Annotated in this window: 11 protein-coding genes; all 11 read right to left on the bottom strand. The window is 44.2% G+C overall.

Going from position 1 to position 12,814, the window contains the following annotated elements:
- Window positions 1–86 precede the first annotated feature (86 nt).
- Window positions 87–1,157: a DUF6017 domain-containing protein gene (locus tag CLOSYM_RS21155; RefSeq protein WP_021643755.1), complete on the bottom strand. Its 1,071-nt coding sequence runs from the start codon at window positions 1,155–1,157 to the stop codon at window positions 87–89.
- A gap of 115 nt (window positions 1,158–1,272) precedes the next feature.
- On the bottom strand, window positions 1,273–2,469 hold the full coding sequence (locus CLOSYM_RS21160) for a hypothetical protein (RefSeq protein WP_021643756.1): 1,197 nt from the start codon (window positions 2,467–2,469) through the stop codon (window positions 1,273–1,275).
- 13 nt (window positions 2,470–2,482) lie between these two features.
- Window positions 2,483–3,319, bottom strand: a complete 837-nt coding sequence (locus CLOSYM_RS21165) for a serine/threonine-protein kinase (protein WP_021643757.1) — start codon at window positions 3,317–3,319, stop codon at window positions 2,483–2,485.
- A gap of 18 nt (window positions 3,320–3,337) precedes the next feature.
- On the bottom strand, window positions 3,338–4,066 hold the full coding sequence (locus tag CLOSYM_RS21170; RefSeq protein WP_021643758.1) for a hypothetical protein: 729 nt from the start codon (window positions 4,064–4,066) through the stop codon (window positions 3,338–3,340).
- A 179-nt stretch (window positions 4,067–4,245) separates the two neighbouring features.
- Window positions 4,246–5,358, bottom strand: coding sequence for a hypothetical protein (locus CLOSYM_RS21175; RefSeq protein WP_021643759.1), 1,113 nt, complete (start codon window positions 5,356–5,358; stop codon window positions 4,246–4,248).
- Window positions 5,359–5,541: 183 nt separating this feature from the next.
- Window positions 5,542–6,279, bottom strand: a complete 738-nt coding sequence (locus CLOSYM_RS21180; protein WP_021643761.1) for a DUF6100 family protein — start codon at window positions 6,277–6,279, stop codon at window positions 5,542–5,544.
- Window positions 6,248–6,772, bottom strand: coding sequence for a DUF5697 family protein (locus tag CLOSYM_RS21185; protein ID WP_021643762.1), 525 nt, complete (start codon window positions 6,770–6,772; stop codon window positions 6,248–6,250). The genes CLOSYM_RS21180 and CLOSYM_RS21185 overlap by 32 nt, the downstream gene beginning before the upstream one ends.
- 127 nt (window positions 6,773–6,899) lie before the next feature.
- Window positions 6,900–9,569: a VirB4 family type IV secretion system protein gene (locus tag CLOSYM_RS21190; protein ID WP_049943754.1), complete on the bottom strand. Its 2,670-nt coding sequence runs from the start codon at window positions 9,567–9,569 to the stop codon at window positions 6,900–6,902.
- A complete protein-coding gene (locus tag CLOSYM_RS23260; RefSeq protein ID WP_021643764.1) occupies window positions 9,460–9,960 on the bottom strand; it encodes a hypothetical protein in 501 nt (166 codons plus the stop codon). Before CLOSYM_RS23260 ends, CLOSYM_RS21190 begins: the two co-directional genes overlap by 110 nt.
- Window positions 9,961–9,987: 27 nt before the next feature.
- Window positions 9,988–10,770, bottom strand: coding sequence for a hypothetical protein (locus CLOSYM_RS21200; RefSeq protein WP_044903091.1), 783 nt, complete (start codon window positions 10,768–10,770; stop codon window positions 9,988–9,990).
- A 15-nt stretch (window positions 10,771–10,785) separates the two neighbouring features.
- Window positions 10,786–12,814 (bottom strand): transglycosylase SLT domain-containing protein (locus CLOSYM_RS21205; protein WP_021643766.1); only part of this gene is annotated, 2,029 nt, incomplete at its 5' end.

Here is a 12,814-nt window from a genome sequence, read left to right on the forward strand (position 1 = left end):
ATCCCACCCCAACTATTGACAAAGAGCCGAAAAAAGACAGGCCAAACAGAATCCGTTTCACTGTTTTCCTGTCCATCTGTTTTATTTTATCCAACATTGACCGACCGTCTACCTTCCCTTCCTTCATGATTTGCAGTCTGATACTGAACCAGGTTCCCATAGTAATTACCCAGGGTATTGACCGCATTATACAGGCTTGTAATAATTACTGCCCGAATATTATGAGCCTTCCTTTCATTCTGTCTCAACGTATTTAACACATACTGCATATGAAACAGATTCAGTTTATAAAATTGCGCCTTTACCTGTTCCACATTCCGATCTTCCTTGTTGACCCGAATGGTCTCTGCCCCTGATGTCAGGACATCAACCGCAATCCGTACCATTTCGTCAAGACGCTCATCATCTTGATAATCATGCTTTAGTATGCCATACTCAATCTGCGCCTTAAACCGTTCTTCCACCTCCTGATAAGATAAGATGGGATAATCTCTGTTGTAATCTACTGAAGTAATCTCTGTATTTGTCCCACCAGTTTCAGTTGGAGGTCCCCCGCGTTCTGGTGGTACCCTCCCACCTATTTGGGTGACACCTCCCACCAATACTGGTGGGATATCCCTCTCATTCTGGTGAGATACCGCGCAGACGCCAGGGGTATCACTTATTTGAGTGGGATATCTCCCATACTTTTCCTCTGACGCAGTTTCACCGGACATTTCCTCTGCCGGATATGTGAGTGCAAGCAGTGTATCCACATCTAAATCAAGGAACAGAACATTAGGCACCTGCTGCCCATTAATACAAAGGGTTCTGAACACCCTTCTAACCACCCCCAGTTTCTCCAGCTCCACAACGGCATTGTTGGCATCCCTCTTGGAAATCCCAAACTGATCCGCCAGCTGCTGGTAGCTTCTCTGCAATAAATCTGAATGGAAGCGTTTCCGGAAACCGATAAGCTGCCCGCTCCCTTCATCCCTGATTTCCGCCGCCCGGTACCAGTACACAATATCAGAGAGGATTACGATTGCATTTAGATACGGCTTTCCGGTCGATTTGCATATGGTCTTATACCAGGCTGCTGGTATGATATTACCTGTGATATTGATTCGGCTCATCCGGTCCACGGTTCGATTACCGGTTGTAAAATCACTGTCCATACAATCCTCCCTCTATGTTTTTCACGAGATAACAATTCACTTATTCTGTCCGTCTATATTATATAAAAGTTCAAAAAAAGAGCGGTAAAACTGCCACCGCTCTCACATTACTTAACTATAAACAATTCCATTCCTGGGATAAAGGAAATTGATATGCCATATCATATGCTGCTATTGCAGCTCTATTAACATCAATAATTTCTCCGAAGTCTCTGTCCTGTCCTCTTATTCCCTTTTCCCGTAAACCAGCCAGCAATTGTTCAGCCGTTTCTAATAACAATAAATGTGCATCTCTGGTTTCCTTATAAGTTTCACGCACACTCATTTGGCACTGTTTTCTCAAACAAAAAAGATAATGTCTAAAAGCCTCCTTTTCACCAAACCCAGTAGATGATGGCAAACCCAGTCCAAACAGCATATCACTATATGGATTTTCCATACTAGCTGCAGGTTTCAACTTATTCAACAAATTCATACGCTTGGCTATATCTAAAAAAGGAATTTTAAACTCCGATAAAGCTTGTGGGCTATAATACCATATAGCTCTCCGACTAATATTTTTCTCTTCTACAGTTTCAAAATGTTCTGGTTGAAACCAACGCAAATTCAAGAAATTACCGGAAGCAATTGCGTCACATTTAGCCAGTGATAAGCAAAGCAATTGATGACTTGCATAGCCCACTATTGTCTTCTTGTGCTGTCTTTTAATTCCAGCAATTAAAGACAATAAATTTGACACCCACAAAGGTTTATCTACTAAATAATATCTTTCAGGGTGTTCACAAACAATATAAACCCCATCAACCTCCCATTCCTCTACATAGGCTATCACCTTTTCTATCTGTTCTTCGTCATTCATAACATCGCCAGACAACGAAATCGTATGTATTCTACTAAATTCTGCGCCATATTTCTTGGCACAATTTATTGCCATCTTCTGAACTCGATTCCATAAATCATCTATTTTCGTCGCAGTAAAAGCCGGCAAAATTAATGACTCTGAATCTACTTCACGGTTTAACTCAACAAGTTTATGTATAGTATCATCAAGCCCACCGCTTTCAAGCATCGTAAATTCATCTTGAGGCCAATATGCATATTTGGCGAGATTTTTTTGAAACTTACGCGGATAATATAATTGCGGATCAACTAAAATGCTTCCATTTTTCTTGTGTATTTTTCCAGCAAATCCACCAATACTTTTAGGTATTATATTCATAGGGCTAATAATAATAGTTCCACTACCAAAGTCTTCTATATGTTCTTCAGCCAACGATTGCATGCCATGTCCCATTTGTATAAATAACTCCATTATACATTCCCCCTTAATAGATAAATGTTGGTTTTGCCGCTTCTAACCAACCTATTGCTTGCTCTGCTGTCCTTGGTCTGCGCGAAGGATATTTTCCCATCATCGCACCTAACAAAGCCATAAACTGACTTTGTGTATCTCCTTTGATGGAATATTGTACTGGTGTGATTGTCTCAGTTCTTTGTAACACTTCCAATACATTAATCGCATTTTCCCGAAATGGGTTTTTACCTGTTATACATTCATATGTAACCACACCTAATGAAAAAATATCTGCCCGTGAATCTATGTCCTTTTTTAAATTATTAAATTGTTCAGGAGCTGCATAACCAGGGGTATGTGGACCCATTAAAGCCTCTGTCTTCGTGAGTGATGTACCATTAATGATCCTAGCTATACCAAAATCAAGAAAGTATATCTTTCCATCCGTTGTTCTTATAATATTTTCCGGCTTAACATCTCTATGGACAATCCCCTTACTTTCGATATTTTTGATAAAAAAAAGACCTTGTTCTAAAAAATCTACTGCTTCTTCCAAAGAGAATTTCATTCCCTGTCTTAAAAGTTCCCGCAATTCTGTACCGCATATTTTTTCTTCTACAATATATAAAGTTTCAGTATCATCATATATGACTGTACCTGTTTCATACATTTTCGGCACCGCATCTAAATTTAAACTTCGACCTATTTCGATTTCTCTCATTGATCGTGGATCATTTAGCGAAAAGTATAACTTTATAACACACTCACCGTAATCTTTATGTGAAGCACTAAAAACCAGCTTTTGTCCCCCTCTAGCCAATATTGAAACCTTGTCATACTCTTGGCTCATTTCATCAAATCGTCTCATCTCTACATTACCCTCTCTTTAGCATACACTTGCAACCGATTTCCCAATCCATTCATTAAACTGCAAAGATAAGTAGCTGGATGGCAAAGCAAGTTTTTGTGCTTCGACCACCTTTCTAAATCCATTCCGTTTGCAGTATAAACCAACACCCTGTTTTTGAAAATTATTAAGAGTTACTTCCTGAGGTCTTTCAATATTGGTCAAAGCATACGACTGTGAAGCAAACCAAGTGTTAATCAATGATTGTTCTGCAACCTTTTTCATATCACTAATTTTAGCCTCTACTGAAACCAACTTTTTTATGCTGTAGATATTTTTCAGTTTTTCTGCTTTCCATTTACCATTTACTCGTATAATCATTTTTGCATCTATTAAACATTCAATTGATTTTAATATTTGCTTTTCAGGTAATTTTAAAGTATTAATTAATTGTTCTCCGGTACAGCCCTTTGATAAAATAAAATGCGATAGCACTTTTAAATCATAAATATCTAATTTTTCCCTTTCTTTAGACCAATTTTCTAATATGTCTGGCGAATATGTTGCGAATACTATATCAGGAAAACCAGAACTAACCCTTGGTTCAACAAAAACCGCCAAATTATTTACCTTATTATCTTTCAAAAACTTATCGCAATAAAACTCGATGAATTCTTTTACTAACTCGATTTCTTCCCCTTGAGTTGCTGTCCGAGTAAACAAACCTATGTTTGGTACATTTTTTTCAAAAATTTCTATCCGCTCCATACAACACCTCATGTTATTTTAATTTTACCCTGTTTTCATTATATAACAATATCAAAAACTTTTGTACATATTGTTAAGAAAATTTTCTAATTTCTTGATTCACGTTATCACATGATTGGTTGGCATTGCCAAACTAATTATAGCACAAAATACTCCATAGTTTGATGATTAATCAGCCCCTATATTTTATGTACATATTCCAGATACTGAATCGCCTTCTCCCTCACAATCCCCTTCACAACAGCTTCACCCCCCATATATGCCCTCAGCGCCTCCTCCTGATAATCAAAGCAGTAAATGATTCCCCTCCCTTCCCGTTCTATTTTTCCGCAGACCCTCTTTAATCTCCAAAGCTCCAGATCATAACAAAAGTACACCTGGTTCCCGTCACGGTCCACACCATCGTCTAACGCCCCGTCTGCTCCATTTATCTTCCACAATGCCGTACAGAGGAAGTCCCTCAGCCTTCTGTCCTCCTCCGGGTTCATCATCAGCCGCACCTGTAACTGGGCTTCCTTAATCAGCGGTATAAAATAAATCCGTTCATAGATATCATCCAAAGCAAACAGATTCCCCTTAATCCCTCCGTCACTTTCCAGGAGCCTTAAAAGCATATCCGTCCGGTTCCCAAACATCACTGCGTCTGCAGGTGAGTGATACCCCTTATTCCGAAAAACAGCCTCCATACGGCTTCGCATGGTGCGCTCTGTTTTCTTTGCCCACTTCATCAGGCTATCCATCGAATTGTACACAATATACGGTTTTGCGGCAGTTAACAGCACCCCGCAGGCTCTGGAACCGCCAATCTCCTTTGCCATACCACGTTTAAACTCCAGAGTTCCGTAATATCCCCCCATATCCCTCCCAATCATATCCTGTCCTTCCCCAGACGGAACGGGATGGAACATAGGGAAGAAAAAATCCGGTTTACTGCTCTTATAAACCGGAACGCCAGCCACAGACAGGTAAATCCACACCATGCTCATCCGGTACAGCCTCAGACGCTTATCCGGTTCGCTTTTTATATGGTTCGTCTCCACGGAACCGCAAAGAAATGGGGTGAAATCTTCCGGCCACAACTCCAGCAGCCTTCTCTTTGCCTTTGCTTTAAGCACATATCCTTTAAGCCCGTCTTTACAGCGCAGGCTAATATAACCTTCCCGCTTCAACCGGGTAATCAATGCCGCGCTATAAGAACAGGAGCCAACTGCATATACCGCCCAATCTGCCGGCATTTCCCCGCTTACTCCAATCAGCATCAGTAGACGGACTGCCTTACTCTCCTGGTCCATATTCACCACCTCACCTGTCTGCCCTTTTATTCCGTATCATTCCAAAACCGTACCCTACTGACTCCATACCTGGGTAAAAATCCCGGGATTTTCGCTGCCACCTCCTTGAAAAACCATACTTCTTTCCGTAACTGTACCCTATCGAAAATTCAGCAAAAAATACAGACACTTTTTCGATACCCCCTACCCGGAGCAAACTGCACGGTTCTGCATATTATCCCCCAACCATCCAGGGAATTTTTCATTCTCCATGATAACAAGATAGGTCCTGTCTTCTTTCCCCAGCATAGTAGTGTGATAGCTGTTTAAATAAAGTCCGCTGTCTGTCTTTAAGAAGAAAGCTCCCACCACGTCCAGGATATGTTTTTCCTCCAGATTATCATGATCTCTCACTCTGGCAAGTGGAAGCCCGGAATCATACACATGCAGAAAACAGACCGTGCAGCACTCATACTGGGGAACCTCGCCCTCGTTGTCTTCCTGTCTTGTGCGCCAGTGTTTCAGCGCCAGGTAAAGCGGCTTATAGATGTAATCCGTGTAATCGCTCTTTCTGTGCGGAACCAAAAACGGAAGGGCAATGGTCATAACTCCGTCCTGACAGGCCACTTCTATTCCATGAATCCCAATTAAATCCTCCTTATATGCCTCATATTTTCTGGTATCAAAGGTCACTTCCAGTACCAGACGACGCATTTTCTCTGTCAGCCGCTCCGATAATCTGGCGGCCTCCAATATCAGATCATTAAAATTCTCATACTGGCTATTGATATACTGCTTTGTCCTGGCAGACAAAAGAGTCCTGGCCTCTGCCACCGATATGTCCAGTCTCCCGGCTGTCTTTTGAACTTCATCCAGCTGTTGTCCCATTTTTGAGAAGGCGTCAGTCTTCTCATGATTTTGTGTAGTATTCGATTTCTCCATCTCCTTTCACCAAACAATAACCTATCGCCGGCAAACTTACTTTCTCAATCACGGCAAAGTCCGGAACCGCAATGATATGGCTGCATGAATCCCTGCATTTTCTCTGGAATACACTGTTTACCAGCTTTACATCATTCAAACCGATGTACAGGATATCAAATAATTCCTCACCGCTGACAAATATAATACGGACCGGATACTCATCCCGGTCCGCCAGAAAATGTTCTGATACCGGTCTCTTTTTCATCAGGCTGATTAACACCCAGAACGCCTGCAGCGTTCCCTTGTCTCTGGCCGCATAGGAATTCTCATTTAAGTACACCATCTTTGTCACCGGGCTGCTGCCGATGCGGTTGTCCTTCTCCAGACGTTTTAGTGCTCTGCCCACCGCGCGCTCCTGACTGAAATACGCATACACCTGTGACCTCAGAAGTACATTGTACTTCTGAATTAAGTCCAGAACTTCTCTGTCCTGTAACGCTCCTTCCTCCATCCTGCCCTCCTGTTATTTCTGGTTTATTATGTCTTTATGACGTAACAATAGACGATTACGCTTTCATGACGTATTAGCCCTGTGATCAGGCAACCGCGTCCTTGCTTATACGCATTATCTGCGTCTTTTATGCATTATCAAAACGCTTTCCCATAGCCCCCTTTCCATACCGCTCCAGCCGTTCCCGCAATTCCTTCAAGTCCTTCCGGTCCGTCGTGATTAAATCCTTCTCCAGCTGGCTTGCCCGGAACTCAACCGTCAGGTTATTATTGTTTGTTGAAATCATACCATTGCCGCGTTCAAACCGTACTATGGACATCATCTCTGCCTCCGACAAATGCAGAACCTCTTTAATCTGTTCTGCTTCATTGTTCTCCATATTCAGAATGATTTTTGTCTTTGCATTGTTGATAATACCACGCCCGTACTTCCCGTCCTTCAGGGCAAAGAAATCCGTCAGATCCTGGGTTGCACATACGCCGGAACCGCCGTATCCCCGTATGATTTTAAAAATCTCCAGCACATATTCCGCCGCCATCTCGTTAGAGGCCGCCCCAATGAGTTTCCAGACTTCATCAATAAAAATAGCCTTCTCCACCGTCCGATCCTCCTTTGCTTTCGACCAGACAAAATCAAGAGCTACAAACATACCCACAGTCAGCAGATCCCCGGACAGTTCCGAAATATCCAACACCACATATTTGTTGGATAAATCCACATTGGTCTGCTGGTTGAAGCTGGAGGCGGAGCCGTGTACCATGCGGTTTAAAATATTCGCCAATCGTTTTGTCTCCGTCTTCTCCATCAGCACTTCATAAACATCTCCAAGAATCGGCATCGCCCTATAACGTCCTGGATTTTCCGGGTCAATCAGGCTCTGGTTTTCATGGGTAATGCCTTTCCGGTTATATGTAATGATAAGCGCCTCGTCCAGTAGCTGCTTTTCCTCATGGCTCATATCAGGAATCAGCAGGGAAAAGAAAATATGTAGGTCCTGTATTTTAGAGGCAAGCTCGGAATGCTGTACCAGGGGACCGTCTAAAATATCGCTGGCGGCCTTATCCGTTTTGCGTATCTCCATCACATTGATACAATTCAATGAAGCCGGGGAGATTTGGATAAAAGCGCCGCCAATATTCTCACAAGCCCTTGCAAACTCATGCCCCTTATCCGGCGCGATAATAAATACCTGAATCCCCTTGCGCCTCATCCGTAAAGCCATAAGCTGGAGGGTAAAGGTTTTTCCCGCCCCCGTAGTCCCCATGATTGCCATGTTGGCATTTTTGTAAATCTCCGAATTAAAAATATCCACGATAACCAGGGAACTGTTCGCCTTGTTAACTCCCATCAGGATTCCGTCCCGGTCCGACATTTCATAACTCGTAAATGGATAACAGCTTGCCACGCCGCTGGTCAGCAGATTCCGCTTCGATCTCTGGTATAAGTTCTTATCCAGGTTAAGCAGCGGCAGGGCCGACTGAAACGCATTTTCTTCCTTAAACAGACAGGACATGGTATCAATATCCTGGGAATTTAAAAGCTTTTTCATCTCCTTCGCCCGCCACTCAACCTCGTCTGCACTGTAACCGGTCACGGTAATCAGAATACTCATATAATACAAATCTTCACTGCTTCCCAAACCATTTTTAAGGTAGTATCCCGCCTGAATGGACTCCGCCAGGTCATCATAATCGCTGTTGGTATCTGATACCTCCTTGATTTTTGAACTGTTCAGACGGATTCTGCGTCCAATCCGCTCCACGCTTTTCGCCTTGTCCTGCTTATACAGAAATACATCAATATCAATCCCCTCGCCGGCATTTACCAAAAGCGACAGCCAGCCAGCCGGGACACGGCTCCGGTAACCGGCGGAGGGAATAAACAGATATGTATGATATACCCCGTCCATGACAATATAGTTTCCATGCTTAAAGTCAATGGATTCCGGGGCAAAGAATTCTGTAATTGGTATATTCTCTACACTTTCTTCCCCGTTCTCCCTAATATACCACGCAACCACCTCATTCATATGCTGGTTCAGCGTCTTCATCGTACTGGTTCTCCGGTTCAAGATATGGTAAAGCACTTCCACACAGGCCTGCGTATCATGCTCCGGGATAATCACCTCATTGCCGCATTGTGACAAATACTTTTTAGCAGTCTGCACCGCAGTATTTAAGACTGCCACAATATCATTTTCATTTTGATTGCGGCTGCTCCGATAGGTCTCATATTCAAAAATCAGAAAAAACCTGCGTGAAATTGCCTCACGGGAGCCAACAGATCGAATCAGTGATGCGTAATCTTCCTGCAAAAGACGGCACCGCTCATCCGTTTCTTTCTCTTTATCCTTACGGATATTTTCAAGAAAGCCTGAAATATCCGCCTTTTTTGACAGCACTTTTATCTGAAGCTTCACAGGTGCAATCTTCAAGTAACCGATAAAAGAATAGATGATATTCCGCTGTTCAACCGGGCTTCTAAGCAAAAAGTTGACCGGCATTACCTCCACAATCTTAACGTGCCTTCCATCATCTGTATGAATGATTCCGTCTGTAATGCCTGTTATAGGAATACAGCCGGCAGCTAAAGTTCTGGGAACCGGCCCAACATCGACCGGACCCTCCGGGCGGAAAGGCTTGCAGCTTCGCTTCGCTTCTCTTTCCTTCTTTTCTTCCGGCCTGGTTTTAATTCTGCCAAGTTTTTTCGTTCTTCTTTCTCTTGAATATGCCTTTTTTATCGTTCTTAACTGGCTTGCCGGACTCCGCTTCCGCTCTGCCATGCTTTTTTCCGCCATCTCCCTTCCTCTGCCTCCTCTCTCTGCGTTCTCTGTCTCTGGCAAGCTTTTTCAGCCGCCGGTTCCGTTCCAGCCGGTACCCGGTATCCGGGGGAGCCAGCACCCGGCGCTGCCTGATATATCGGAAAAAACTTATTAAAAACGCAGTCAGACTCTCTCCCTGTATTCCAATCAGGGAAACAATCATAACCGGAAGAATGACAGCCACACCGATGTATATCTTAATCTTCAAAGTAGTATCCAGCATTGTCAGCGGCTTTAGCATAAAAAATACCAGGATTGCTGTTTCGACTGCATTCCTGGTTCGTAATCTTCCTGACAATACGGTACCCTCTTCCGCATAATTGGGCGGTATAAAATATAAATCAATTCGCTCCTTTGGTTCTGACACCTTACCTAATCACCTCTTTCCTCGCCTTCATCGTCTGCGCTTCGTCCAATACCGATACAATCCATATACCGCAATAAAAATCACAATCAGCAGGTAAATCTCCGGCCAGTGCATTGATGTTATTTCTTTCCTTTTGTCATAGCTGCTTTCATGAACATCAATGGAAAACGGTTCGGCTCTCCCTGTTTCGGCGCCGTTTTCCTTTACCAAGTCCCATGCCGCGTCATCAGCCAGCTTACCGCCTTCCGGCAACACCTGTATCTCTATCAGGCAGGTGTTATCATCCTTTATTTCCAGGACTTCCGTCCCCATACTGACCTTATAATGTGTTTTGTTCCATATAGCCTCAGCTTCCTTAACCTGATAACGCCCCTTGGGCACTGGAAGATTATAACGGTACTCATTATAGCGTGTCAGGCAGCAGGTCTTTTCCATATGCGTATCCACATTTTCAACCACAACCTGGATACTGCCTGAAAAATATTTGATAACTTCCCCCCGAACTGCCAGGGTTCCGGCCACAGCTTCCGTATCCGTAAAATATGCAGCGTAGTCATCTGTCTCCAAAATACGGTCTGCTTTCACCACTACATTGCCGTCCTCAAATTTTACATAGCTGCCGTTTTCCGGATCAAAGGCCCAGCCATCATATATCATTCTTCCATTCTCGCCAAAGCCATGCCCATCTTTCCATTCCGCAATCACCGGAATATCCTGATTTTTCGCAGTAACCGCTTTGCCATAAACAGGCTCTGACAGAGTGAAAACAGCTAACAGGATTAAAGCCATGCGTATGCTTCTGCACTTCATCACAACCTCCCTCCTCTATTTTCCAATAATCCAGAAAGCGCCGTCTTCCAGATTTCTGCCATACGATTGAATGGTATCAACGCTGTAAACCTTCCCCGTCCTGCTCCGGCTTCCCGGATCAGCAATCGTTATGTATCCCTGTGCATCTACTCCTGTAAGTACGATATAGTGTCCGCTGCTTCCCGATATTGTATTGGGGGCACAGATTACCACAATCAGCTTCCCCTGCTTTAATGATTGAACTACCTCCGACATCCGGTTCTTCCCGACACGCTTTACCGACAGCCCCCAATGACGGGCGGCATTGGCTGGAAATGAATGGCTGGTTCCCTGCCCGGAAACATATTCTCCATGTTCAATGGAATAATCAGCCATCATTTTAGGCGTTACCGTCTCCCCGGTTAAGGTAGATATTACAATTGCCATCGCAGTCGGACCGCAGCCGGCGCTGCCAATGGTGCTGGTGCCATACTTCATACTTCTCCACGGCTCCTCTCCCTGATTAAAATATACGACTTCCTTCACACAGCCGGAAACCGTTTCATATGTAATGGTATCGCCTGCAGTATCAATATCGCCCCAAATTCCATCTTCGGAAGCTCCCACGCCTGTTATAAATTCCTTCCAGCTGAACATCTGAAACAGGATATCCTTCATGGCGCGTGACCCGTCCTGAATTGCCTGCAATAGTTTGACCACCAGGTTAAAAAGAGAGCGGCTTGTCACATAGCGGTACTCATATCCTGTACTGGTTTCCGTCAGTTCATGGTTCAGCTTCAACAAAATAGAATACTGTGCGATGGTGGTGGTTGTTTCTGTTTTCTCCTCCCCCTCTCCCTCTGAAATGGTCACTTCCCTGATTCTCGTCAAATTCCAGCCAAAAAATGTATCCAGCTCGGAATTAATCGTTGTTTTCATCATGTTAAGGGAAACGCTGTCAGTAGAGCCTGCCTCGATTCCACCATCCGGTATCTCGCCTCCTCCTAACAGCGCCATGACCTTTGCTACATAAGCCGGTGTTTCCCCGTTTTGAGGAATCCGGTATCCTGCGTCCCGCACCGCCTTTCCGCCTGCGTTATAAGCTGCTATGGCAAGCTCAAGACCATTTGGATAAGCTGAAAATGCCCTGATTTGTGCAGCAATATACTTCGCTCCCCCCATAATGTTCTGCTGAGGGTCATAGGGATCCGTAACACCCAATTCTCTTGCAGTCGCCGGCATTAGCTGCATAATGCCAATCGCCCCTGCATGTGACACTGCATTAGGATCAAAATCAGATTCTGTTTTTGCCATTGCTTTTAAAAGAGAGACGGAAACATCATAAGTAGCAGCTGCCAGTTCAAAATACTCATCGTATTCACTGGTCAAATCCGTTGAAAAGGAATCCTCCCCTCCGTAACCGCCGAAGCTCCTGATCTGGGAACCAGTCCACTTCTCCTCGAACATAACTGCCAGATACCGGCTTAACTGAGGAACCAGAACTGTATCATACTCATCCCTGATAATTTCATATTCATCACAGCCTGAACCGTCAAAGTCATCTTCTATCTCCTCCAGAATTTCATCCCGCTTTCCCTCAATCAATGACAGCACCTCGTTTTTTGCCTCCGTCTGTGACAGAATCGTCTCGATGCGTGTCTGTAAATTCAGCAATTCCGACTGTCTTGCCTGGTTCACATAATCATCCGGGCTGCTAAAACCAATATAGGACAGCACCAGAGATAATAAGTTTGCCACAATGTACATAATGAGAAAGATGATAACAAGCAAAGAGCCTATAAACTTCCAGAATGTCTTACTGGTAAGAACAGCTGCAATCACTGCCCCCAGCGGTCCTCCTGCGGCGGCTCCCACAGTTGCTCCTGCAGAAGCTCCGCCGCTTCCGGCCGCGCCAATCGCCGCCTGGGCCGCTTGGACGGAATGGGCTGTCTGGTACACCTGGTTAGCCGCCTTCGCTGCCTGGGAGGCTTTTTCAGCCACCTGGTCAGGGAAATCAGAATCCACTCCATCTCCTCCTCGTATAATAAGTTTGTAAGCAAGAAAA

Origin of the sequence: [Clostridium] symbiosum ATCC 14940 (assembly GCF_000466485.1) — a bacterium.
GTDB classification, from domain to species: domain Bacteria; phylum Bacillota; class Clostridia; order Lachnospirales; family Lachnospiraceae; genus Otoolea; species Otoolea symbiosa.

Excerpts from the sequence above, each read along its gene's own strand:
- CLOSYM_RS21180 (WP_021643761.1), bottom strand. The coding sequence starts at position 6,279 with ATGGAGAAATCGAATACTACACAAAATCATGAGAAGACTGACGCCTTC.
- CLOSYM_RS21175 (WP_021643759.1), bottom strand. The coding sequence starts at position 5,358 with ATGGACCAGGAGAGTAAGGCAGTCCGTCTACTGATGCTGATTGGAGTA.
- CLOSYM_RS21165 (WP_021643757.1), bottom strand. The coding sequence starts at position 3,319 with ATGAGACGATTTGATGAAATGAGCCAAGAGTATGACAAGGTTTCAATA.
- CLOSYM_RS21200 (WP_044903091.1), bottom strand. The coding sequence starts at position 10,770 with ATGAAGTGCAGAAGCATACGCATGGCTTTAATCCTGTTAGCTGTTTTC.
- CLOSYM_RS21155 (WP_021643755.1), bottom strand. The coding sequence starts at position 1,157 with ATGGACAGTGATTTTACAACCGGTAATCGAACCGTGGACCGGATGAGC.
- CLOSYM_RS21190 (WP_049943754.1), bottom strand. The coding sequence starts at position 9,569 with ATGGCGGAAAAAAGCATGGCAGAGCGGAAGCGGAGTCCGGCAAGCCAG.
- CLOSYM_RS21160 (WP_021643756.1), bottom strand. The coding sequence starts at position 2,469 with ATGGAGTTATTTATACAAATGGGACATGGCATGCAATCGTTGGCTGAA.
- CLOSYM_RS21185 (WP_021643762.1), bottom strand. The coding sequence starts at position 6,772 with ATGGAGGAAGGAGCGTTACAGGACAGAGAAGTTCTGGACTTAATTCAG.
- CLOSYM_RS21170 (WP_021643758.1), bottom strand. The coding sequence starts at position 4,066 with ATGGAGCGGATAGAAATTTTTGAAAAAAATGTACCAAACATAGGTTTG.